The 23373-nt window shown below is 67.6% G+C and carries 21 protein-coding genes and 3 pseudogenes; 14 read left to right on the top strand and 10 right to left on the bottom strand.

What is annotated here, in order from left to right; genetic code table 11:
- Window positions 1-48: 48 nt before the first annotated feature.
- Window positions 49-1062 carry a LacI family DNA-binding transcriptional regulator gene (locus AC0T5L_RS22225; RefSeq protein WP_476167405.1) on the bottom strand — a complete coding sequence of 338 codons (1014 nt, stop codon included), beginning with the start codon at window positions 1060-1062 and terminating at the stop codon, window positions 49-51.
- A gap of 119 nt (window positions 1063-1181) precedes the next feature.
- Here AC0T5L_RS22225 and AC0T5L_RS22230 point away from each other — a divergent pair, with 119 nt between their 5' ends.
- The 3 genes from AC0T5L_RS22230 to AC0T5L_RS22240 are packed head-to-tail and all read left to right on the top strand — an operon-like array spanning window position 1182 to window position 3968.
- Window positions 1182-2321, top strand: a complete 1140-nt coding sequence (locus tag AC0T5L_RS22230) for a Gfo/Idh/MocA family protein (RefSeq protein WP_476167406.1) — start codon at window positions 1182-1184, stop codon at window positions 2319-2321.
- A complete protein-coding gene (locus tag AC0T5L_RS22235; protein ID WP_476167407.1) occupies window positions 2314-3219 on the top strand; it encodes a DUF6807 domain-containing protein in 906 nt (301 codons plus the stop codon). Before AC0T5L_RS22230 ends, AC0T5L_RS22235 begins: the two co-directional genes overlap by 8 nt.
- Window positions 3216-3968, top strand: a complete 753-nt coding sequence (locus AC0T5L_RS22240) for a cupin domain-containing protein (RefSeq protein WP_476167408.1) — start codon at window positions 3216-3218, stop codon at window positions 3966-3968. Before AC0T5L_RS22235 ends, AC0T5L_RS22240 begins: the two co-directional genes overlap by 4 nt.
- A 66-nt stretch (window positions 3969-4034) precedes the next feature.
- Here AC0T5L_RS22240 and AC0T5L_RS22245 read toward each other — a convergent pair whose 3' ends face one another.
- On the bottom strand, window positions 4035-4997 hold the full coding sequence (locus tag AC0T5L_RS22245) for a PfkB family carbohydrate kinase (protein WP_476167409.1): 963 nt from the start codon (window positions 4995-4997) through the stop codon (window positions 4035-4037).
- A gap of 271 nt (window positions 4998-5268) precedes the next feature.
- Here AC0T5L_RS22245 and AC0T5L_RS22250 point away from each other — a divergent pair, with 271 nt between their 5' ends.
- From AC0T5L_RS22250 to AC0T5L_RS22265, 4 genes are all read left to right on the top strand, one after another.
- Window positions 5269-5835, top strand: coding sequence for a type I-E CRISPR-associated protein Cas6/Cse3/CasE (locus AC0T5L_RS22250; protein WP_476167410.1), 567 nt, complete (start codon window positions 5269-5271; stop codon window positions 5833-5835).
- A gap of 877 nt (window positions 5836-6712) precedes the next feature.
- Window positions 6713-7246, top strand: coding sequence for a PadR family transcriptional regulator (locus AC0T5L_RS22255; RefSeq protein WP_476167411.1), 534 nt, complete (start codon window positions 6713-6715; stop codon window positions 7244-7246).
- Complete coding sequence (locus AC0T5L_RS22260) at window positions 7230-7862, top strand: GyrI-like domain-containing protein (RefSeq protein WP_476167412.1); 633 nt, start codon at window positions 7230-7232, stop codon at window positions 7860-7862. Before AC0T5L_RS22255 ends, AC0T5L_RS22260 begins: the two co-directional genes overlap by 17 nt.
- A gap of 619 nt (window positions 7863-8481) precedes the next feature.
- The gene (locus AC0T5L_RS22265) at window positions 8482-9090 is read left to right on the top strand and encodes a hypothetical protein (RefSeq protein ID WP_476167413.1); all 609 of its coding nucleotides are present in this window, start codon (window positions 8482-8484) and stop codon (window positions 9088-9090) included.
- A 31-nt stretch (window positions 9091-9121) separates the two neighbouring features.
- Here AC0T5L_RS22265 and AC0T5L_RS22270 read toward each other — a convergent pair whose 3' ends face one another.
- The 5 genes from AC0T5L_RS22270 to AC0T5L_RS22290 form a co-directional block, all read right to left on the bottom strand.
- The gene (locus AC0T5L_RS22270; protein ID WP_476167414.1) at window positions 9122-9634 is read right to left on the bottom strand and encodes a hypothetical protein; all 513 of its coding nucleotides are present in this window, start codon (window positions 9632-9634) and stop codon (window positions 9122-9124) included.
- A gap of 161 nt (window positions 9635-9795) precedes the next feature.
- Window positions 9796-10365, bottom strand: a complete 570-nt coding sequence (locus AC0T5L_RS22275; protein WP_476167415.1) for a hypothetical protein — start codon at window positions 10363-10365, stop codon at window positions 9796-9798.
- Window positions 10366-10802: 437 nt separating this feature from the next.
- Window positions 10803-11072: a hypothetical protein gene (locus tag AC0T5L_RS22280; RefSeq protein WP_476167416.1), complete on the bottom strand. Its 270-nt coding sequence runs from the start codon at window positions 11070-11072 to the stop codon at window positions 10803-10805.
- A 408-nt stretch (window positions 11073-11480) separates the two neighbouring features.
- Window positions 11481-14648, bottom strand: a complete 3168-nt coding sequence (locus tag AC0T5L_RS22285) for a tetratricopeptide repeat protein (RefSeq protein WP_476167417.1) — start codon at window positions 14646-14648, stop codon at window positions 11481-11483.
- Window positions 14649-14699: 51 nt separating this feature from the next.
- Entirely contained in the window at window positions 14700-15035 is a 336-nt protein-coding gene (locus AC0T5L_RS22290; protein ID WP_476167418.1) for a trypco2 family protein, read from the bottom strand.
- A gap of 577 nt (window positions 15036-15612) precedes the next feature.
- Here AC0T5L_RS22290 and AC0T5L_RS22295 point away from each other — a divergent pair.
- A pseudogene (locus AC0T5L_RS22295) lies at window positions 15613-16119 on the top strand (site-specific integrase); the annotation flags it as partial.
- Between the two features lie 65 nt (window positions 16120-16184).
- Here the strand turns inward: AC0T5L_RS22295 and AC0T5L_RS22300 are convergent.
- Window positions 16185-17094 (bottom strand): annotated as a pseudogene (locus tag AC0T5L_RS22300) (IS982 family transposase).
- A gap of 100 nt (window positions 17095-17194) precedes the next feature.
- Here AC0T5L_RS22300 and AC0T5L_RS22305 point away from each other — a divergent pair.
- Together AC0T5L_RS22305 and AC0T5L_RS22310 are read left to right on the top strand one after the other, a co-directional pair.
- Complete coding sequence (locus AC0T5L_RS22305; RefSeq protein ID WP_476167419.1) at window positions 17195-17362, top strand: hypothetical protein; 168 nt, start codon at window positions 17195-17197, stop codon at window positions 17360-17362.
- Between the two features lie 604 nt (window positions 17363-17966).
- Window positions 17967-18206, top strand: coding sequence for a S1 RNA-binding domain-containing protein (locus tag AC0T5L_RS22310; protein ID WP_476167420.1), 240 nt, complete (start codon window positions 17967-17969; stop codon window positions 18204-18206).
- Window positions 18207-18343: 137 nt separating this feature from the next.
- Here the strand turns inward: AC0T5L_RS22310 and AC0T5L_RS22315 are convergent.
- Window positions 18344-18562 (bottom strand): annotated as a pseudogene (locus tag AC0T5L_RS22315) (RidA family protein); the annotation flags it as partial.
- 363 nt (window positions 18563-18925) lie between these two features.
- Between AC0T5L_RS22315 and AC0T5L_RS22320 the strand changes: the two are divergent.
- Entirely contained in the window at window positions 18926-20653 is a 1728-nt protein-coding gene (locus tag AC0T5L_RS22320) for a SpoIIE family protein phosphatase (protein WP_476167421.1), read from the top strand.
- 166 nt (window positions 20654-20819) lie between these two features.
- On the opposite strand, the gene AC0T5L_RS22325 is transcribed toward AC0T5L_RS22320, so the two are convergent.
- Window positions 20820-21410, bottom strand: coding sequence for a hypothetical protein (locus AC0T5L_RS22325; protein ID WP_476167422.1), 591 nt, complete (start codon window positions 21408-21410; stop codon window positions 20820-20822).
- 122 nt (window positions 21411-21532) lie between these two features.
- Between AC0T5L_RS22325 and AC0T5L_RS22330 the strand changes: the two genes are divergently transcribed.
- The 3 genes from AC0T5L_RS22330 (at window position 21533) to AC0T5L_RS22340 (ending at window position 23247) form a co-directional block, all read left to right on the top strand.
- The gene (locus AC0T5L_RS22330; protein WP_476167423.1) at window positions 21533-21679 is read left to right on the top strand and encodes a hypothetical protein; all 147 of its coding nucleotides are present in this window, start codon (window positions 21533-21535) and stop codon (window positions 21677-21679) included.
- On the top strand, window positions 21676-22284 hold the full coding sequence (locus tag AC0T5L_RS22335; protein WP_476167424.1) for a transposase: 609 nt from the start codon (window positions 21676-21678) through the stop codon (window positions 22282-22284). The genes AC0T5L_RS22330 and AC0T5L_RS22335 overlap by 4 nt, the downstream gene beginning before the upstream one ends.
- A 255-nt stretch (window positions 22285-22539) precedes the next feature.
- Window positions 22540-23247: an alpha/beta fold hydrolase gene (locus tag AC0T5L_RS22340; protein ID WP_476167425.1), complete on the top strand. Its 708-nt coding sequence runs from the start codon at window positions 22540-22542 to the stop codon at window positions 23245-23247.
- Window positions 23248-23373: the final 126 nt, after the last annotated feature.

The following is a 23373-nucleotide window of genomic DNA, read 5'->3' on the forward strand; positions in this document are numbered from 1 at the left end:
CCGTGGTGTGCCTCGCCCGTCCACCGAAGGTCCGTCAGCGAACCCGGTTCACCCCCGCCTCGGTCCCGGTCCGGTGGATTCACGCCAGATGATCCTGTTGAGCGGCGCGTGCGAGGTTTCCGGTGCCGTCCCCCGGACCGCGGCGACCAGGCGCCGCATGGCGTTGTCACCCAGGCGTTCGCGATCGACGTCGACCGTCGTGAGCGCCGGCGAGAGGTAGGCGCCCACCGGGCTGTTGTCCCAACCCGTCACGCTGAGGTCCCCCGGCACGTTCCATCCGCGTTCGAGGGCCCCGCGGACCACACCGGCGGCCACCACGTCGTTCGCCGCGATGACGGCGGTGACGCCGCTGCCCTCCGGTAGGGAGTGCACGGCCTCGCGGCCGGACTCGGCCGACCAGTCTCCGTCGACCACGCCGCGGGACTCCAGGCCGAGGCGCTCGATCGTCGTTGCGTAGGTCTGCTTGCGCTCCCGGGCCGAGGCGAACCCCAGGGAGCCCGAGACGTGCAGGAAGCGCTGGTGGCCGGACTCGGCCAGGCCCCCGACGAGGTCGGCGACGACCGAACCGTCGGCGAGCCCGCCGATGCCGCGCATGTCGTCGTCGAAGTCGGCGGAGACGACGACGGGGGTGTTCGCGTTCAGTCCCCGGTCACCGTCGGCGGCGAGCGGGGCCAGGGAGAGGACGCCCTCCACCTGCCCCGAGTCGGCGAGTTCGAGCGTGCGTTCGGCCCGGGCCCCGGGACCCCCGTCCACGCTCAGGACCTCGACCACGAAACCCTCAGCGCGTGCGGTGGCGATCGCACCGGCGAGCATCCGGTCCGGGCTGAAGGAGCCCACGCTGGGCAGCAGGATCGCCAGACGCCCGGTCCGTCGCGTGCGCATCGATCGCGCGATGAGGTTGGGGCGGTAGCCGAGCTCCTTGATCGCGGCGTCGACCCGGGTCCTGGTCGACTCCTTGAGGCCTCCGTTGAAGCGGAGATAGCGCGAGACGGTCTGGTGTGAGACCCCCGCGACGCGGGCGACCTCCTTGATGGTCGGCCGTCGCTGTGGTGTGTCGGGCATGGCCGTCGGACCTTCCTTCGTGCGCGGAGGCACCCTTGACATGAAATGTGAACGATCACTATCTTAGGCCGAGCCGCATATAGTGAACGTTCACTTTTTTCGAGACATCAGGGGTGCCCGTGTCCGGTCCCAGTCCCCCGATCCGTGTGGCCGTCGTCGGCAGCGGCGGAATCGCCAGGGGTAGCCACCTTCCCGCGCTCGCCGACATGGGTGCCCGGGTCGATGTCACCGCACTGGTCGACATCGACGAGGCACTCGTGGAGGCGACCGCGTCCGAATGGGATATCCGGGGCCGGTACACCGACGTCGACGCCATGCTCGCCGCCGAGTCACCCGACCTCGTGATCGTCTGCACCCCAACCATCGCGCACAAGGACACGGTGATCGCGAGTCTGGACGCCGGCGCCTGGGTGTGGTGCGAGAAGCCGCCTACCCTCTCCCTCGCCGAGTACGACGAGGTCGCCGACCACGAGGGGCGCGAGCGGGGCCCCTTCGCCAGCTACGTGTTCCAGCACCGTTTCGGTTCGGGCGCTGAGCGCCTGCGCCGCCACCTCGCGGAGGGCACACTCGGCCGCCCGCTCGTCGGGGTGTGCAACACCCTCTGGTACCGGGACTCGGAGTACTTCGAGGTCCCCTGGCGCGGTCGGTGGGACACCGAGGGCGGAGGCCCGAGCATGGGGCACGGCATCCACCAGATGGACCTCATGCTCTCGCTGCTCGGTGACTGGACCGAGGTCACGTCCGTGATGTCCACGACCGCGCGGTCCATCCAGACGGAGGACGTGTCGATGGCGATCGTGCGCTGCGAGTCGGGCGCGAACGTCTCCGTGGTCAACAGCCTGCTCTCACCCAGGCAGACCAGCTACCTGCGCTTCGACTTCGAGGACGCCACGGTTGAGCTGGAGCATCTCTACGGCTACGACAACGCGCACTGGCGCTGGACGCCTGCGCCGCACGTGGCCGGGGAGGAAGCGGTCGCCCCCTGGCAGCCGGAAGAGAACGTGCCGAGTTCGCACAAGACCCAGCTCGGGTCGCTGATCGACGCGATGGAACGCGGTGAGCGGCCCCGAGTCAGCGGTCATGACGGGCGGCGCGCGCTCGAACTCATCGTGGGGATGTACCAGTCCGCCGTGCTCGGCGGGACCGTACGGCGAGGGGACCTGACCCCCGACAGCGGTTTCTACCACTCCATGTACGGGGGCGACGCACGAGCCGCCGCGTCCGCCTTCACCCGAACGGAGCTGAGAACCAGTGTCTGAGAAGCCCACCCTGTCCAGGAACGACGACGCGCTCACCGTCACGGTGGGACGCACTGAGATCGCGCGCTACGTACTGCGGCCCGATGCTCCGGCCGTCGAGGCCCCCAAACCCTTCCTGCATCCGCTGCGCACGCTCAGCGGTGCCCCGCTGACCGCCACGCGGCCGTGGGACCACCGCTGGCACAAGGGCCTCCAGATGACCTGGTCCCATGTGGGCGGGCAGAACTTCTGGGGAGGCCCGACCTATGTGCACGGCAGCGGCTACGAGTGGCTCGACAACGTCGGCTCCATCCGCCACGAGCACTTCGAGGGCATCGACGAACGCGACGACGAGGCCTCCGTCACCGAGCGCCTCAGCTGGTGGAGCTCGGACGGCGAGCAGTGGATCTCCGAGGTCCGCACGCACCGGTTCCACTCCGTCGACCCCGGTCGCGGACTGTGGGCGCTCGACTTCGCGACCTCGCTGACCAACGTGTGGGGCAGCGCCCTCGAACTGGGCAGCCCCACCACCGCGGGCCGCGAAGCCGCGGGCTACACCGGGCTGTTCTGGCGTGGACCGCGGTCGTGGACCGGAGGCGACGTGCTCAGCTCGACCGGGCGGAGCGGCGGCGAGATCATGGGGACCCGGGCGGACTGGATCGCCTTCACCGGGCGACACGACGAGATCGACGGCGGGGCGACCATCCTCGGCTTCGCCGGAACGACCAGCGGCTCGGTACCGATCAAGTGGTTCGTGCGCTCGGAGCCCTTCCCCGTGTTCAGCCCCTCGCCCTCCTTCGACGAGACGGTCACCCTCAAGCCGGACGACGTCCTCGAACTGCGGCACCGGCTGGTGCTCGTCGACCGGATGTGCGCCACCGAGGAGATCGAGGCACTCGCCAGGGAGTACACGCCATGAGCACACCCCGCTTTCCCGGCGGAGCCGCCGTCAGCAACCTCCAGGTCTACGACTGGGAGGCCCCGGACGGTCTGCACGGCGGCACACCGCACATGCACACCGCCTCCTCGGAGGCCTACGTCGTGGTCTCCGGCAGGGGAGAGGTGCACACCATCACCCTCGAGGGCGCGGCGGCCGACGCGCTGGCGGCCGGTACCGTCCTGTGGTTCAGCCCGGGTACGGTGCACCGCCTGGTCAACCACGGCGGGCTGGAGATCACCGTGGTCATGCAGAACTCGGGGCTCCCGGAGGCGGGTGACGCGGTCTTCACCTTCCCGCGTCACGTGCTGGCCGACCGGGCGGCCTACGACGCCGCCGCCCGCCTGCCCCAGGACGCCTCCGGGGAGGAGCGCGCCTACCGGGCCAGAGTCCGCCGCGACCTCGCCCTGGAGGGGTACCTGGAACTCGCCGAGGCGGTGGGGGAGAACGGCGAAGCGGCGCTACGTGAGTTCCACCGGCTCGCGGCGGAGGTGGTCCGTCCCCGGGTCGGGGCCTGGCGGGAGATCTGGCGCGGGGGTGTGGAACAGGAGCTGGAGCTGACCCGGCGGCAGTTCGCGTCGCTGGCCCAGGGCGACCCCGGCATCATGAACGACGCCGCCGTGGTGCGTACCGAACCGCTGCCCGGTCCACGGCACTTCGGCATGTGCGGGCGGCTGCGCAAGTGGCAGCCGAAGGCCGACCCGCCGGGTGGGGAGGGGGAAGAGCGGTAACCGGCGATCCCTGCCGCCTCTCCCGTCCCCTCGGGCCCGGTCGTGGAACGTGGCGGCGGCCCTCCTTCACGACGGGAAGCGCCAGGACGCGGCCGGGTCGCCCCCGTCCCCCTCCAGGAGGGCGTCCGTCTCCTCCGCGGTGGGGCAGGTGGCCGGGCCACGGCGGGTGACGGACAGGGCGGAGGCCGCGTTGGCCCGGCGGGCGGCCTCCAGCGGGGCCAGGCCGTTGGCCACGGCGGCGGTGAACACTCCCACGTGCGCGTCGCCCGCTCCGTTGGTGTCCACGGCGCGCACGGGAAAACCGGGGACCCGTTGGGGCACGCCCCCGGTCTCGGCCACCACGCAGCCGTTCGCGGAGTCGCGCACGACCACCACACCACCGGGGCGGACCCGAGGGACGAGGAGCGAAGCGGCCTCCTCGGGGCCGGGGGACCCGGTCAGGGTCGCGGCCTCGGCGGCGCTGAGGCTGAGCAGGTCGACACGGGCCAGGACCCGGTCCAGAGCCCGCTCGGGAATGTCGCCCACGACCGGTGCGGGGTCGAGGACCAGGCGCACCCCTTCCCGGAGGTCGCCGATCCAGGTGAGGAGTTCGTCGGCGCGCGGCCCGGGCAGCAGTGAGTACCCCACGGTGTAGACGAAGTCTCCCGGCCCGGGCCGTAGCGTGCGCAGCTCAGCCAGGGACAGGTCCATCTCCGCGCCCAGGTGGGTGACGAAGGTCCGTTCGGCGCCGCCGTCGACCAGGGCCACGCAGAAGCCGGTGTCCGCGTCGGGGTCGGGTGCGTGCGCCACCGGTACCCCCTCGGAGCACAGCGCGGCACGAGCCAGGTCCCCGTTCGGGCCGCTTCCGTGCGATCCCGCGTAGACCACCTCCATTCCCGCGCGGGCCGCGGCGGCGATGACGTTGAAACCGCCTCCGGCCAGGGTGCGCGCGGAGGAGGCGAATACACCTTCGCCGGTTCGGGGGAGGGCGTCGACCGCCATCACGATGTCGATGATCACCGGTCCCACGTGGAGAAAGCGTCCGGTCATGGCAGGGGGCTCCTTTCGCCTGTACCGACCGTGCGATCATCCCGTGTACGTCTGAGGCGGATGCCACCGGGGGCAGGGCCGGGGACGGTCCGTAGGCCGAGGAACCCCTCCGGGCCACGGCGGTGCGTGCCTCCGCTCCGGGCCGGGGCGGGCTGAGCAGGGGCCGGGGCTTCATACAGTGAGAACTCCACCCCGGGCGGAGGAAGCCTCCGACGACCCGTGGCCGAACACAAGCCCCGCTCAGGCGGGAACACCTCCGGAGGAGAGCTCCTTGTACCTGGCCCGCATCAACCTCGACCCCAAACGCAGCACCGGCATGGACCAGTGGGCGGTCATGGGGCGGGCCGTACGCAGAGCGGTCGACCCCGCCCCCGAGTCCGGCGCCCGTGTGCTGTGGGCGCGCACATCCCCCAGCACACTGGTGATCAGCTCCGACACGGCCCCCGCCTGGGGCAAGGTCCCCGGTGCGGTCTCCGCCGCGATCCACCCGATGCCGCGCTACCCCGAGGGCGAAGCCGTCCGCTGGGAGCTCATCACGGCGCCCACCGCGCAGCGCGGGACGGAGCCCACCGAGGAGAGGCCGCGCCCGCGCGGCAAGCGGGTCCCGCTTCCGGAGGAGGAGTTCGAGGACTGGTTGGACGGCAAGTTCGCGGGTGCGATGAGCATCACCACGGTGAGGTGGAAGCATCTGGGCGGCAGGCCCGCTCGGTACCACTTCACCGGGGAGGCCGTGGTGCAGGACAGCGAGGCGCTCCAGGAACTGTGCCTGAACGGCATCGGCGCGGGCACGGCCACGGGAGCCGGACTGCTCCTCGCCAGCCCGCTGTCCCCGCAGTAGGCCGGGGGCCGGGGCCGTCGCCTGGAGGAGCGCTGTGGTGGCGGAGGGGAGGGGGCGGCCCCCGGAAGAACCCGCACACGCCGGAGGAGACCCAGGCGACGAACACGGGAAGACCCAGGCCGACTGGCACCAGCGCAAGTCCGAAACCCAGCACGGGGACGATCGTCGTGGGCGGCACCGGCAGGTTACGTGGGTAACCGGTGAGGAGCGCGCCCAGGACGGCGCCGGTGCCGAAGGCCGTGGCCAGGACGTGCTCGGGCCCTCCCCGCTCGATGACCAGGGCGGCCAGGAGCGGACCGATGGCCGTGGACAGCTCCAGCATCACGTTGACGACGGAGTTCCCGGCCAGGTGGTGTTCCTTGTCGAGCAGCTCGGAAAGCATCGTGTAGCGGTCGGCCTTGCCCCAGGCGCTCAGGATGGAGGAGACGCCCAGGAGCAGCACGTACAGCAGGATGTTCAACGCGTCGAAGGCGTGGAACAGGGGGATCGCCAGTAACGCCCCGGCACGCAGGAGGGCGTCCCATCCCGCCAGCTGCTCTCCGCTCCGCCCGTTGAGCAAGCCCGCCCAGGACGAACCATCAGAGCGGCTGTGGGCCACCTGGCTCGGGCTGCGCGTGGACACGCCGGGCGGCGGCCCGCAGGCAAAGTGCTCCGTGAGGTCCTCGTCCACCTGTAGTGGACCTTGCACCAGGGAGCACACACGGAGCACACCCCGGCCCTGGACGGTGTCCGACGGCACCTCCCGGGGATCTTGCCGCCTGCGGCACGCCCCTCTGGTTCGTCTGACCGACAGGTCGCCTTGCTTCCACGCGTCCTGCGCGTGAAACGCGAGCTTCCCGCGAGCGGGTCCCTTATATTCTAGGGCTAGAATACCTCCGTGGAGTTGACACCTGCTGAACTGACCGTCTTGGGCCTGATCATCGAACGCCCCCAGCATGGCTACGACCTGGAACAGGTCGTAGAGCATCGCGGCATCCGCCAGTGGACGGACATCGGGTTCTCCTCGATCTACTACCTGCTCACCAAGCTGGAGAAGCGGGGCCTGGTCCACGTCCCGGAGGCCCCTGCCGCGGCGAAGTCCCGCCGTGTGTTCCACACCACCCATGCCGGAAGGCAGGCCGCGCGACACGGCGCGCTCGCCCTCATCCAGGAACTGCGGCCGGTACCGCACCCGCTGCTGGTGGGCATCGCCAACCTGCCACTGCTCTCCGAGCAGGAGTACGCCGGGGCGCTACACGCCAGGCTGGCCCAGGTGGAGGAGCGCATCGCCGCGGTCCGGGCAGCCGAGCGGGCGCAAGCCCCCTTCGCGCTGGCGGCGCGCGAGGTGTTCTCGTACTCACTGAGCCTGTTGGAGGCAGAAAGGTCGTGGCTCGCCATCCGAGTCCAGGTGCCCGATGACGAAGAAGACTGACTTCAAGAAGACCCTCGACGCCTACCAGGCAAAACGAGACCAGTTCCGGATCGCGCAGGTACCGGAGCTGCGGTACCTCATGATCGACGGCCACGGGGACCCGAACACCTCACCGGCCTTCGCCGAAGCGGTCGAAGTGCTCTACCCGGTGGCCTACAAGCTGAAGTTCGCCAGCAAGCAAGACCTCGGGCGCGACTACGTCGTCATGCCCCTGGAGGGCCTGTGGTGGGCCGAGGACATGGACGCCTTCACGGCGGCGCGCGACAAGTCGCGGTGGGACTGGACGCTGATGATCATGGTCCCGGACTGGATCGACCGGGACATGTTCGCCACCGCCGTCGAGCGGGCCGCGGCGAAGAACAGGCCCGCGCGCCTTGGCGATATCCGCCTGGAGTCGCTGTCCGAGGACCGTTGCGTGCAGACGTTGCACGTCGGCTCGTTCGACGACGAGGCGGACGTGCTCACGCGGATGCATCACGAGTTCATCCCGGACAACGGGCTGCGTATGGTCGGCAAGCACCACGAGATCTACCTCAGTGACTTCCGCAAGGTCGTACCGGAGAAGCTGCGTACCATCCTCAGACAACCGGTCGGCACGGCCGTCTTGGATGAGTAACACCTGCCTGCCTGGTGTCCGAGGAGGATTGCCGCGGTGACCGGCCGTTCTCCACTCCGCTGACGCGTTATCACGCCGAAGAGAGGAGCTCGCCAGCGCCGGCACTCGGCGATCGGCTGGCCGACACCCGTAGATTTCGAGAAGAGGCAACCGAGCACCGTGGCCTGAGAATCCAGAAACACGGTCCCACCAAACTCAGTACATGCCAGATCCCGTGTGGTGTCTTCCCAGAGGATGAGCTCATCGGCGGCGGCCGCACTGAGCCCGTACTTGCTTGCTTATACGGTCAAACCGCCTCGAACCTGACTATCTCCATGACACCGGAACTTGAACGAGTCCTGCTTGTGGACACGGACAAAAGCCGCCACTGCCAAAGAGTCCGTTTCATGGCCCGGGAATCGCGTTTGCACTGGTGGGAAAGGTCAACCAGGTTCAGGGAGAGGCGGTCGCGAAGGATGCGGGGCCACACGGCAAACCGTTGCGGTCGTTTGCCCGGTGCTGCCAAGGCAAGGGGGTGGATATGACGGAAAAAACGTATACCCCTAGCATGGGCCGATTCAATCCTATCCGGCAGTTCATGCTGCTTCAGCGCTACGGCCAAAACCACCCTTGGAAGTACATGCTGAGGGTCGTACTGATCGTGACTGTGTACGGTGCGGCCATGCTCGCCCTCTGCGTCGTGCCGATCGCCGTGTTCGGTGACGCACCGTTGACACGGATCTGGCCGTGGATGCTTGGTGCTCTGGCGGGCATGGCCGTCTGCGCGGCCTTGGGCGCAGGCATCGGCATGCTGATGATGCGGTGGACCACCAAGGAAGCGAAGGTCCCCCACGACGCCGATCCGAACGCCCTGCGCGCCGCACAGCGTCGCCTGCGTCGGGGCGAACTCAGCCGCGACCCCCAGGTGGACAGGCTCGCCCGGTACCTGGCGCCTCAGGCCGAACGCGCCAACTCCAACAGATTCTTCGCACTGGCCGGTCTGGTGGCTGGGGTGCCCTACCTGGTGTTCACGGGAATCCAGTTCTCGAACGGCACAGGGCAAACCTTCCAGCTGTTCCTGGCACTGTTCATCATCGTGGTGTTCGCTGTCGCCTGGCCGTGGGCGCGCAAGCACAAGCGCAACGCACAGAGACTGAGGAAGGCCTACGACGCCGAGTACGGGCCATTCGACGGCGAGGCGGGAACGAGCCTTGACGACCGGGACCACGGGGGCACTGGCGCTCCGTAGCACGTCACGCTCGCGGTGCGGTGGGTGCTGATCAGCGCCATGGCCCCGGGGCCAGTACCCGGTCCAGAACCTCGCGGTAGGCGGCGAAGCCCTCAACCAGGATCAGCTGGAACAGCGGGGTGCCGTCGGGGGCGGCGAGGAACTGGAGGTTGCCCGTGAAGTGCTTGGCCTTGCCCGAGTACCGCTCATCGTTGCCTTTGCCGTTGGTGCCGGCGACGCGGTCGCAGTCGATGAGGGCGCCGTCCAAGATCACGTGGTTCATGCCTTGTGCGCGGCACCGCCGCAGGACCTGGTGCAGGTCGGGGGCCTGGTCGGCCAGGACGTCGATGGCCTCGTGCGGGTAGCGGTAGCCGGTGGCCTGGGAGATGTGCGTGTCTCGGGCCAGGCGGTGGACGGATCCTGCTTCGCGGAACCAGCGCAGGGCGAAGAGCGCTTGAGGGAACGGTCCCAGAGCTCGAGAGCCCTTGGGGGTTCGGGTCGCACGGCGGTGTGCAGCGAGTGATCGAGCCAGGAAATCGATGACGTGCCGGGTGACGTCGAGCATGGCAGGATAGGGGACCAACGTGAGGCCTCTGCCCTACCGGGCTCCGCACTCGGGTCTCTGCCGCGGTGAACTGCCTCGCCCGAAAAACAGCGGCCCCGGCCACCCCGCGCGGGCGTCCGGAGCCTCTGCCGTGGTCGGTGCGCCCACCGACACACCACGGACTACCGCTGGTGGGGATACTGGTCCCAGGAGCCGTTCTGCGGCGGCTGCTGCCCGTAGGCCTGCTGCGGGTACTGCTGGGGCGGGTAGTGCCCTTGGCTCACCTGCTGGTGCGGGTAGTAGGCCGCGTACTGCTGCGTGTACTCCTGGTCGCGGACCGCGAAGAACCGCTGGGACATGGGTCGGCGCAGCAGAATCACCCCGGCGATGGCCAGCGGGAGCAGGAACAGCGCCCAGAAGGGACTGGTTCCGCTGATCAACATCATCGACTGCAGGACGATCTGGATGATGAGGACGACCTTGGCCATGGTTCGCGCCCAGGAACGGCCACGGGTGACCGGGACGGCGGTCACGGCCAAGAGCACGCCGATGAGGGTATGGGGCAGCGAGTAACCGAACGCGTACCCGGGTTCGACACCGAACACGGACGCGGCGGCCATGTTGACGACGAGCACGGCCAACGAGATGGCGACGGAGGTCCAGAGCACCACGGCCAGGCCCCGCACCGGCCCAGGGGCGGGGAACTGCTCCAGGTAGGCGGTCGGGCTGGGCTGTGGAGGCTGGGGTTGCATGGAGACCTTTTCGGTGGGGAGGAAGGGCGGGCCGGAGAGCGGCCAGGGAGGAGCTCCGCCACGGTCGGCTCGTGCCGTGCCCCGAAGGACGGAATTCTACGGGGACGGAACCAGAACGTAGCTTAGTGTCCATCCGGCCACGCCTCGTGTCGGATTGCCCTGGCCACATGTGGCCGTGCGCGTGCCTCCCGCGTCGATACGGGTTGTCACTCGCAATGCCGAATGCTCGCGTGTTTTATCGGGCGAACTCCGAACGGCGCACAACGGGAAGGTGCCGGTGTGTTCTCGATGTGTCCGGCATGTGCGGTGTAGTTATTTCGCACCCCGGAGCCGTGGGTTTTCGAGGAGTGCTTGGGAATACAGCACACGGGCGGCGGAGGAACAGTAGAGTCGATCAACGGAACCCGCATTGAGCCATGACGGATCGGCGCCCTTGATCAGACTCGATGCAGGTTTCCCGGCAGGAATTCCGCCGACGGGAGGCAGGTCCATGTTCGGTCACACCTCTCGTACGGCAGCCGTACTTTGTGGTGTGAGCTGGGGTAGGGGGTGTCTGAAAAGGGACAGGCGGGTGCCTGTGCCAGGTGGTGCGGCAGGATCATGACCATCGCGAGGTAGATGACGTTCTCCGAGACCGCTTCTTCGTACTCGTAGTCCTTGGCAGTGCGCTGGTACTTGCCCAGCCAGGCGAAGGTGCGCTCAACCATCCACCGGCGGGGTTACCCACCACGAGCCGCGCACCGGCGGCGGTGGACGGTCCCTGGGCCCCGCCTGCGGTGGAAGCCGCCGTCGGCCCGGCGCCTCGTCTGTTCGACTCGCGAACCCCGTATGACCTGGGTTTTCGTGGCACACCCGGCAGGATTCGAACCTACGGCCATCGGATGAGAAGCGGTGTCTTTGTACTTCTGGGTGTCATTTCATGCCGTTTCATGTCACCCCGTCCGATCCGTCGTATCGTCTGGGGCTGTGCGATGTCGCCTGGTGTCGTGTCGGTACGGAACCGCGGAACATAAACGGAGCACGAACCGGCGGCTGGCGGCGTCCGATGGCATCTCGCGAAGTCCTCGCCGGCCACGGGCGGTAGTGTCCTGCCCTGGGCGGTGACCGAGTCCGCGCTATTCCTGACCAGCGTTAGGGGTCCTGAAGGTTTCAAGCATCCGGAGTGAATGCTCCAAGGCACCTTGGTATAGAGCAGGACGTTTCTCTGCAAGAGCTGTCCTGATACGGACATCTTCGGTGATGCTGGCGAGTGCCTGTTCGGTCTGTCCCAACTCGCTCAGGCGGCGGGCTTGGTTGTTCAGGGAGGCGGCGAGGTCGGGCAGGTGGGCACCAGGGCGCTGTTGAGCGAGGGTGCGGCGGATGTTGACGGCTTCGGTGACCGCTTGGAGCGCTTGCTCAGGTTGTCCCAGGTGGGCCAGGCGGCGGGCTTGGTTGTTCAGGGAGGCGGCGAGGTCGGGCAGGTGGGCGTCGGGGTGTTCTCGGGTCAGGGTGCGATGGATGTTGACGGCTTCGGTGATCGCCTCCAGGGCTTCTTCGGCCCGCCCCAGGTCTGCTAGGCGGAGCGCTTGGTTGTTCAGGGATGCGGCGAGGTCGGGCAGGTGGGCGTCGGGGTGTTGTCGGGTCAGGGTGCGGCGGATGTTGACGGCTTCGGTGATGGCTTCGAGTGCTTGCTCAGGTCGTCCCAGCTCGCTCAGGCGAACGGCTTGGTTGTTCACGGACGCGGCTAGGTCGGGCAGGTAGGCGTCAGGGCGCTGTTGAGCGAGGGTGCGGCGGATGTTGACGGCTTCGGTGATGGCTTCGAGTGCTTGCTCAGGTTGTCCCAGGTGGGCCAGGCGGGTGGATTGGTTGTTCAGGGCCATGGCCAGGTCGGGCAGGTAGGCGTCGGGGTGTTGTTGGGCCAGGGTCTGGTAGTGCTGGACGGCTTCGGTGATCGTGTCGAGGGCTTGCTCGGTCCGCCCCATATCGGAGAGGTTGAGGGCTTGGTTGTTCAGGGCCATGGCGAGGCCGGGTAGGTGGGCGTCGGGGTGTTGTTGGGCCAGGGTCTGGTAGTGCTGGACGGCTTCGGTGATCGTGTCGAGTGCTTCTTCGGTCCACCCCAGCGCGCCCAGGCGGACGGCTTGGTTGTTCAGGGCCATGGCGAGGCCGGGCAGGTAGGCATCGGGGTCCTGTTCGGCTTGTTCGCGACGCGCCTCGACCAGGCGCGCGGTCAGGCGCTCTGCCCACTCCGCCAGCCGCTGGCTGAACTGGGGGAGGACATCGTTGAGCTGTGCGAGGGCATCGGGAGAGGTACCAGGATCGGCCGTCGCATCTTCCAATGCTTGGATGAGGGGGCCGGGGCTTTCCACCTGGGTGGCCGCCTCGATGACCGCCGAACCCAGCAGGTCCACGTGGCGTGTGCACAGCCTGGTCAGGTGCCCTCCCACGAAAGGAAGGGCGGGATGTGCGGCCGCGCGGGCGTACAGGGTTACCCACCGCTCAGCGTCCGCAGGGGTGATGTGTTCTAAATGGGGATCGAATAGGCCGGGGTCGGTCTGGAGGCGTTGGCCGAGGAAGTACTCCAACAGTCGGTCGGGCTGCAGGCGCCCCCATACCCCGTCTTCGCCTGTGGGGTACAGACCGCTGATCCACAGGCGGATCTGGTGTTTGCGGGCGGTGGTCTGACCCTCCAACACCGCAGCGTTCCCCAGGAGATCGTCTGCTTCTTCGATGCTGGTGGGGGTGAGGGTGAAGACCAGGGCCAGCACGTCCCGCAGCGGTTGTGCGAGTTCGGCGTCGCCTAGGCCGTAGGCGGTGGCGGTCTGCTCCCAGTACCGGTACTCGTGGGTCAGCACCCGGCCCTCCACCGCGCTGTCGGCGGTGATGGTCGTGGCGGATTGGGTGGCGTCCATCAGGTCGGCCAGGGCGCGCATGTGCACACTCAGCACGGTGTCCCACTCGGGGCCCGACAGGTCCGGATCCGCCAGGTCGGCCGCGACCTGGTCCCAGTCGGCGGGGTGTGGTGTGCGGGCCGAGGACAAGGCGCGGGCCAGGTGGTGCAGGGCGGTGCGGTACTCCTGGGCGCGCTCCATGTTGCGGGGCGCCAGCGGCGGCAGGGAGAGTTTGTGGGTGATGTCGGCCAGGAGGTAGCTGGTAGCGGTGTTGACCTGCTCCCACCACTCGCCCACGGTGCGCACCAACAACAGCAGCCGGACGGGGGAACTGCCCTGGGGCCGGTCGCACAGCTGGAGCAGGCGGATCAGTTGTGCGGTGCGGGTCTCGGCGTAGTCCACCACCACCAGCAACGGGGCCGTGGCGCCCTTGACCGGGTCGAGTTCGTCGGGGGTGGCACTGCCGGTGAGCCACACGGTGGCCCACCGCCGCCCCTCGGCGTCGGGACGGGCCAGGCGTGCGGTGAGTTCGTGGCCCAGACGGGTCTTGCCCTGCCCGCCGGGCCCGTGCACCACCGCCGCTGCCAGCGGTTCGTCGCTGTCGCACCAGTCCAGCAGGGTTCTCATGGTCTCGTCGCGGCCGTGGAAGTCCACCACCTGGCGCTGGGCCTCCAACAACGCTGCCGGGGAGGGACGGTGGTGTGTGCGCGGGGTGTGGGACAGGTGGGCGAACTCGACCGGTTCCAAGACCAGGGGCACACCGTGCTCGGCCAGCACCGCTCGGAAGGCGGGGTCGTGGTGAAGGACATAGGCCGGCACGACCTCGAGGGCGGCGTGGTCGCGGTGTTCGAGGTCGGCGGCCACCACACCCGCCAGCAGTTGGCCGTCGCCACAGCGCATCCCGGCCCCGGACAGGCCCGCCCACAGCGAACGCCGCTCCCCGGCCTGCTCCTGTTGTCGGATCTCGTGGGGGTACCAGCGGGGCGGGTGGGCGCTCAGGTCCATCACGTGCCGGTGGTTGACGAAGTGGTTGCCCGGGGCCACCGTGCCCACCAACTGCGCGGTCTCCGCGGCCCGACCCGGCCGTTGTACCAGGTCGGGAAAACCCCACACCTCACACGGGGTGTCGGGGGCGGTGGTGACCAGCCGCCCCCAGCGGGTCGTCACCGCACGCTCGACCCAGTCAGGATCGGTGATGTGGACCAGTGCGGCGTCATCATGCCCATGAGGAGTGCCGTGCCAGAGGACCTCACCGGTGTGCGGGCGAGGGTCGATGGCCGTGTGCACCTGCACCTGGCCACCGAGTGCGGGCACGGTGTGGGCGCTGGTCAGCACCAGGCGTGGGGCGATCACGTACCCCGATCCGCTGCCGTGGGGGGTGGTGATGCGGGTGATGCGTTGCGCGGTGTCCAACATGCTCTCCGGTCACTGGCACGAGGGGGGTTTGCCAAGGGGTGGGCGGATGCCTCAGCGGGTGTAGGAGGGAGGTGGCGTGGTGTCGGTGTTCTGCCGGGTGTTGGTGATGGACACGTCGCCGTTGGGAGCGCTCTTGTGGTGGGGGGTGAGGGTGAAGGACACCCGGTGGGTGCGGGCCCGGCTCGCCCCGGTCTCGACCTCGCCGGAGGCGATCCACGCGGAGAGTTTGCCCTTGGCCTTGCCGTCGAAGCGGAACTGGACCTCGAAGTCCATCTGGATGGGTCCGACCTTGAAGGTGATGTCGGGGCTTTGGGATTCGGCCTCCTCGACCGCCTCGGTCAGCTCCTCGCGCAACGTGCGGACGGCGTCGGTCAGGCGAAGTTCCACGCTGGTCTCCTCAATGGGCAGGGGTGAAGGGGTGCGAGCCTACGATCGCAGAACCCGCGCTGTGGCGCGGACGAGGGAGGGGGTTGGCCGTATCCGGCCAGCCCTTCTTCTTCCAGTCGATAGTTGCCCTGATACGTGCCGGGATTGATTCCCGCCCTTGCCTGGGAAGCACTCTCGTTTGCTGGTGTGCCTCAGACCGCGCGGTGACTATTCGGCATCGTCCGGGCCCGTGAGCTCCGTGGACGCACGAACACTCTCAGAGCTCATCTCAAAAGCCCTGTGAGACAGCTCTGACCCTGGCATGGTCACGTGCTGTGAGTAATGTGTTGCCTGAGGGGCTCTGGGGGATCATCCAACCGCTACTGCCCCACCACCCAAGACCGGCCGCCCTCGCGTGGACCAACGAGCAATACTGACCACCGTGCTGTTCGTCCAGGTCTCGGGCTGTTGGGATTCAGATATGGAATCCTGCGCGAGAGGCAGCCCGGTGGACGCGAGCCCGAAATGATTCAAAAAACACGACCTAACCCTCGCGGGAAGTGAACAGCCCTCGCCAGGCCAGGAGGCGAGGGCTGTCCTAAAAGGCATCCATCGGGGCGAAGCGGTCGGGCTTCCCTGGACGAACATCGCCTGACCGACCAGCAGATGGGCATCCGCACCCAGGTGGTGCCCTTGGCTGGAAGATGGCCACGGCGACGCCCAAGAGCGCGGCCGGGCAGCGCACCGTCACCCTGGACGCCGACACCGTGCGGGTGCTGCGCTCCTGGAAGAAGTTCCAGGCCGAGGCCCGCCTCAAGGCGGGGAAGGTGTGGCCGAATACGGGGGCAGGTGACGCGGTGGTTCAACCGGACCTCCAGGGCGGCGGGGTTGCCGCCGATCCACCTGCACGGGCTGCGCCACGGCGTCGCCTCCCTCGCTTCTGGCCGCGGGAGCGGACGTGAAGGTGGTCTCCGGCGAACTCGGGCACGCGGCCACGCACTTCGCCCAGGACACCTACCAGGCTGTGTTCCCCGACGTGGCCAAGGCAGCGGCCGAGGCCACCGCCGCACTCCTGTGCGGCCCGGCTGCGGTGCCGGTCGGGTAGTCGGACCGGGGAGCACACCAGGAGCCACACGGCGTCATCACACCTAGATGAGTAATTCCAAGGGGTCAGTGATCGTAGGCCGTCAAAGAGCGTAGGACCGGCTGGCCGGTGCGGTCGTTGTGCCAGGCGGCGGTCAGCGCCAGGATCCGCTGGAGCACCCGGGCGATCACCCCGCCCGGGGTGCGCCCGCCGTGCCGCTCCAGGACCAGCTGACCCTTGAAGGCCTGGTTGATGGACTCGATCACCTGCCGCAACGGCCGCAGCAGGTGTGCTCCGGCCCGCGGGGGCTCGCCCTTGCGGGCCGGGCGCAGCAGTCGTAGGCCCGCTTCGGCCAGAACGCGTTCGAAGTCGCGCCCGTAGTAGTTCTTGTCCGCGGTGAGTGTCTGCCCCGGGCGTTCGGTGACCAGGCCGGGGTCGGCCTCGAACATTTCCAGCAGGGTAGTGCGCTCGTCGGCCTTGGCGCTGGTCAGGGCGAAGGCGACCGGGAGGCCGCCCAGGGTGCATACCAGGTGCGGGCGCAGCTCCCAGAAGAACCGTGGGTGGGAGGCGCAGTACCCGTAGGCGGCCCCTCCGGCCAGGTCCGAGCGCTTGACGGTTTCCCGGGAGCGCGCATTCGACGGGGGTGGAGTCGGACACCCACACATCGTCGGTCCAGGTGCTGGTGTCGGTGGCCAGGTGGCGGATGAGGGTTTGGATGAGGTCGGCGGCTTTGCGCAGGCGTTTGTTGTAGCCGCTTTGTTGGGGCAGGTAGGGGAACTCCTGGGACAGGTGGGTGCGGGCGTAGCGCAGTCACCGGGCCTCGCTGGTGTGGCCGAGCAGGGCCTGCATCAGGGCCAGGGTGATCAGGTCGGCGTCGCTCAGGCGGGGCTGGAAGCCGATGGTGGGGCGCCAGGGGGCCAGGTCGGGGCGGTGCTTCAGGAGTCGTTCGGTGGTGTCGTAGAGTGCACGGGCGAGGGAGTTCAGGTCTTGCGTCACAACATGACCATGGGCTCCCTCGCCTCATGCTCAGACCACGCACCCCTTGGAATTACTCATCTAGGACACGGAGAAGATCGGTGAGGAGGTCTTCGAAGGCGTGGGCGGCGAACACCCTGACACGGCATTCGTCGCTGAACTGTGGGAGTCGGAGGAGGCGCACCGCACGTCCTTGCAGTTGGACAGTGTGTGCGCCGTAATCGCCGGGGCGAGGCGGCTGTTGACCGGCGAACAGTTCGTCGTCGCTGGTTCTTCCCCGCGCGACTGACCTCAGACAGACGCCCCTCCCGGCTCATGGCCACTTCGTGCAAGTGAAGGCAGTGAGAGACACCTGGTGGGCTCTCCTGGCATCTGTCACGGCCTTCGTAGGGCCGGCTCTGGCTATCTGCCGTGCGAGCTCGACGTCGATGGACGCCAGTACAGCGTCCCCACAGCGAGGGTCAAGGTGAGGCACGCGAGGCCCCCGACAACCCAGACGTTTCCCTGCTCACCCGAGCGGAAGAACGACGGGACAAGCAAAATCAACACGGCAGCCGATACGGCCATCCCGAGCAGGCTCGTCACGAATATCCACGTCTTTTTCATGTGAATGACCTCAGCTGAAGCAGCTGGCGACAGCGGTGGTCGACGCTCCACCGACAGTGGCGTAGGCGGCGATGCATGCGACACATACTGCCGTACCTACCCCGGGAACCCCGCACGAACCTACGCAAGCGGTCGCGATGAGAGCAGCGACGCCGCCACTTACGCCGAGAACTGCCGCGATGCAGGCAGCCGTGGAGTTGGCCGTCATCTCTTCCGTTGCTTCGGGGTCGACGGTGCCGCTGATCGTTTCCTGCTGTAGCTGGGCGTCCGTCATGTAGGGCAGATCCGTGTCGTTGCTGTTCACGAACGTGCCGTCTGTGAAGCTCGTGCCGTTCGGTGTCTTCGTTGAGGTGGCCGACGGTGTCGAGGGTCTGGTGCATCTGCGAGAACTGACGGAAGCACCGGTGAAAGCTCCGGAGGAGGTGGTCCGGGTCGGTGAGGCACTCTCGGTGGTCGTCATCGAAGTCGATCGAGAACGACGCAGGCTGGCTCTTTCCCGGCGCCATGTTCTGCCTGACTCCTGGTGACCTCTGTGTTCTGTGGAGAGGGGCAGTCTCTGGGGACTGCCGGGATGCCTCTTGTCACTCGGTGATCGTTAGGAAGGCTGGGGGAGTAGCTCGACCAGCTCTGACCTACACAGTGGCTGCTCCTAGCCCTGCTCGGGGAGACTGGTGATGCAGACGTTGAGCCGGACGAGGTTCGCGAGGGACGTGCCAGCCTCGCCGAGAACGGCCTTCAGGTTCTCTAGGCTCAGCGCCAACTGCGCCGCCATGTCCCCGGCGTGCTGGGGCTCACCGCCGCCGCTCATCGCGATCTGCCCGGAGCAGTACAGGGGCCGGGTGTTTCCAGTGCCAGGTGGAGACGTCCTGTTCGAACAGGTCACCGGTCACCGCGACGACGGCTGCTTCGAGAGTCTGGGCGTTGACCAGGGTACGCGGACCGACGCCGCACGCTCTTCCGCGTCTACCGAAGCGAGCCAAGATCACTGCACATGGGTGTCGTATTGTAAGTTGTTTGAGGTGTTCATGGTCGGCTGTAGGCCGGTGTCGGAGAAGAGCCGTGAACGCCAGAGTCTCACCAGTACTGGCCGTCGTGAGACTTGTCTCGCACACGAGACAGACATGAGTGTCTCTGGTTCCCTGCCTGCGCAGGGTGGCCCTTCGCGGGCGTATTGGGTAGGCGCCGGGTATGCTCGGTCCTCGACCAGGGTAGGTGTGCGGGCGGGTCCATGAGATAAGGAGTCGCTGTGAGCGATAATCCTGATACATGCAGCGATTCGGCCGATGTGTCAGATCGACACCGGTTCCTTGAAGAGGCGCTGGACTGCGTAAGCGCGGGCGTGTACGCCGTCGACGAGAAGGAGCGTCTCGTCGCGGTCAACGCCACTGCTCTGCAACTGCTGGCCCGTTCCGCCAGTGACATGCTCGGGCACGACGCCCAGGAACTGCTGCACCGTAACGCCCAAGGGAATATGGTCGCCAAGAAAAAACTCGACGTTTCCCATGGGGAGCTGTCAAGTCCTTTCTCCCGCGCCGGAAAGGCCTGGTTCCAGCGAGGTGACGGCACGCTTCTTCCTGTGGCATGGTCCGCTGTCCCCTGTGTCTCCGACACTTCTCAGATCACCGAGCTGATCGTCTTCCAGGCCGTCGAGCAGGACGAGGGGAACCCTGCGCGGTCCGCCTTCTCCCGCCGGACACTGTCGGAAACAGAACGGCTGGCTCTGCTGGCCGACACCACCGCACATCTGATTAGCAACGTTGATGTGGAAAAGTCTTTGCTGCGGGTGGTGGAATTGATACTTCCACGCCTCGCGGACTGGGTGGTCATCGACTTGATCACCGAGAGCGACGAGGTTTCTCGCTCTCTGGTGGCCCACGCTGATAACGGGAAAATCACAGTACGTGAAGACCTGCAGGGGCCGATGCCTCCGGTGCCCGAAACCTCGAGTATGCCCCTGTCCAAAGCCTTGCGAGGCGCCGCTTCCACCCTCGTCAACCGTGAAATCTACTCTGGGCCGCCCGATACGGGTATCGCGGTGGAGCAGCGCAAGCTGTTCGAGGTGACAGGTATCAACACCGCGGCCATCGCTCCCATCCGCGGGCCCCGCGAAGTGCTGGGCGCTATGACCCTGGGGCGCGTGGGCTCGCATCATCCTTTTGCCCGGAGCGACCTCGCTCTTCTCGAGGACATCGCCCGGCGCATCGGCATCGCCCTGGAGAACGCACGCCACTACCAGCGCCAACGCCAAGTCGCCGAGACCATGCAACGCTACCTGTTGCCCCAACTCCCGCAGCTGTCGGGATTGGAGATGACAGCTCGGTATCTGCCTGCTCCGGACGTCTCACACGTCGGCGGTGACTGGTACGACGCGTTCCCTCTGCCCTGCGGCGACACGGCTCTGGTCATCGGTGATGTCGTCGGTCACGACTTGGAAGCAGCGGCCGGCATGGCTCAGCTTCGCAATATGCTCCGAGCCTATACCTGGGCCCAGGAGCAAGCCCCTCATTGCACGATCGAGCGCCTGGATCAAGCCCTCGAGCACATCAGTGATGTCTTCATGGCCACCCTCGTCCTGGCCCATCTGAAGGTCAACGAGGTCGGACAGTGGGAACTGCTGTGGGCGAGCGCCGGCCATCCCCCGCCCCTGCTCATTCATCATGACGGCATAACCCACTACCTCGAAGAGGGAAGCGGGGTCCTTCTCGGTGCGGGGGTGTCGTGGCCGCGTGCCGATGCGCGCGTTGTCCTGCCGCCCGGATCGACGCTCTTGTTCTACACGGACGGCCTGATCGAAGCCCGAGGGCAGTCACTGGAAACAGGCTTGAGACGCATGCGCCAGCACGCGGCGTCCCTTGCGCACCGCTCCCTGGATTCCTTCGCTGATCTCCTACTGGAGCGCACACGGCCAGGTACCAATGACGACGATGCCGCATTGCTCGCCGTCCGCATCCCAGCAGAGGCGAGCGACAGGTGAAGTCGGTGGCCTCCAGTGGGTTGACCGGGGAACGTTCGCCGGGTCCGTGACGCCTGACAAGGTGGAACCGTGTTTCGTCCCGGGTGTGATGGAGGCTGGGGTGTGTGCCGGGATCGCCTCCCGGCACACACCAAAGATTCCACGAAACCTGCTACGCAACAGTGGTTCAGACGATGTTGACCCGACGGTGGGGAAGTGACCAGGGACGGTGGCCCTTTCGATGGCTGGTGATGGTGACGAACACGGGTGCGGCGTCGTAGGTCTGCCGCCACAGGTCGGGGTCGGCCCAAGGCGGAGCGGGAGTGTGTTCCAGGGAAAGGGTCCGCCTCGCGCCGATGCGCACATCGGTGAGTGTGATGGTGCGGCGGTCACCGTCGGGGCTGGGCAGGGCGAGCCGGTAGTGTCCCCAGATCTGCGCGTCCAGGTCCTCCTGCGTGTAGGAGCCGACAGTCACCGGCGTGCGTGGTCGATCCTCGTCATCGTTCAGGCGCACCTCGATGGTGTCCACACCGCCCAGGGAGTCAGGGCCGGTCAGGGTGAAGGTCAGCTCGGCGCGGTCCCCGTACAGCCGACGTGCCCGTAACTCGATCTGCGGGGCGAGATCCTCATGGAGTCGGGCGGCGTCGTTGTCGGCCATGGCGGCAGCGCTGCGAGCCGAACGCCGTGCCGCGCATGCAGCGGCCACAGCGGCACCGGCACTGACAACGGCGATGGCCACGGCGGTCAGGGGGACGACCAGAGCGGTGAGCATGTCCACGGACCTCAGCGTAGGCGGAAGTGCTCACAGCACGCGCCGGAGACTGTTAACGGGGCAGGTTAACGAGTTGGTGCGTGATAGCGGGTGAGGCAAGGAATGAACGCCTGTGGCATGATCCCGCCGTGGCGATCAAGGCCAATCGTGCGGTCCTGGCCCATCCATGGCTCACCGGCATCTCCCAGCATCACCTGGCCGCGCTCGTGGAGGAGCTGGCCCACCCCTGGGAAGCGGTCGTCGAAGACCACCGGTCCAGGCCCGGGGCGGTGTGAGGAAGCGGGCCGCCGGGGCGGGCGCCCGGCACCGTTTGGTCTTCGTCGACCGCCTGGTGGTCACCCTGATCCACCTGCGCCACGACCTGCCGCACGCGGTCTCGGGCCTGCTGCTCGGGGTGGATCGGTCCACCGTCACACGGGCCGTGGGCCAGATCCGTGCCCTGTTGGCCGAGCGGGGGCGGGCGGCCCCTAACCGTCCGGGGGTGCGCCTGCGCACCTTGGAGGACGTGTTCACCTACGCCCAGACCAAGGATGTGGAGCTGCGGTTGGAGGCCACCGAGGTCCAGGTGCGCCGGCCCCCAGCGGGTCGGGGCGGCCGACGGGCGTTCGTCTCGGGCAAGAAGAAGCAGAACACGATGAAGGCCACCATCGTCGCCGACCATCGCGGGCGCACGTTGTGGACCGACTCCCTGCGCCCCGGGCGGATGCACGACGCCACCGCGGCCCGCACCGAGGGCATCGACGCCTGCTTCAAGCATTTCCCGGACGTGGAGGTCCTGCTGGACGACGGGTACCTCGGCCTGCGACGCGACCACCCCGGGAAGGCCATCACCCCACCGCGCAAACCGAACCGGAGTGCTCTTCGCACCGCGAACATCTGACAGGTGCCGCGGGTGGGACCACCATGCCTCACCCGTTATCACGCACCGACTCGTAAATCCTTTGGTGGCCGTGTGCCTGGGGTGGCTGATCCTCGCCGAACCGGTGACGGCCCCGATCCTCGTCGGCGGCGTGATCGTGGTGATCGCGGCCGCCGCCGTCGTATGCTCCGGATTCCAGCGATGAGGGGAGAGCCCGATGAACCGGCCTCTGCACGATGAGTACGAAACAGCGACGAGCACTTCGTGGAGTACGCGATGAGCACCTTCGTGTTGATACACGGCGGTGGAGACGTCGGTTGGTACTGGCACCTAGTAGAAGCCGAGCTACGAGCTCGTGGGCACGACGTGGTGGCTCCCGACCTTCCGGGCGATGACGAGTCGAGGACCCTGGCTGACTACGCCGACGCCGTGGTCGAGGTTGTCGGTGGGAAGCAGAACCTGGTCGTCGTGGGCCACTCGTTCGGTGCGTTCACCGCGCCGTTGGTCGCCGATCGGCTGCCCGTCGATGTGCTGGTCCTGCTGGCCGGGATGATCCCGTCGCCGGGGGAGTCGCCGGACGAGTGGTGGGCCAACACCGGCTACCGGAGCGCGGTGGCGGAGCAGGCCAAACGTGATGGCGGCTTGACCGGCAACGCGGATCCATACGTGAGCTTCTACCACGATGTACCGCGGGTTCTGGCCGAAGAGGCGATGAGCAAGGAACGCGCGCATCCGTCGAGGGTAGCGATGGCCGCTCCGTGGCCGTTGGACGCGTGGCCTGACGTGCCCACGAGGTTCGTGCTCTGCACCGAGGACCGCTTCTTCCCGCCCGACTTCTTTCGCCGACTGGTGCCCGACCGTCTGGGTATCGTCCCCGATGAGATCGCGGGCAGCCACTGCGTCGCACTCAGCCTCCCCAAAGAGGTGGCGGACATGCTGGAGGGCTACACGGCCACTGCGCCCGCCACGAGGTTCGAACGATGAACTGTTCCTCCACCCGGGTGGAAGCCCAAGCGTGCTCGTGGCCTTGATGGCGCACATGGTCGATCAGCGGACACGAGGCGGGTGCCGCACCGGGGCCGGAGGCGAGCTGATCGGCGCGTGCGTCCA

The sequence above is a fragment of the Nocardiopsis sp. TRM 82005 genome (assembly GCF_056312425.1).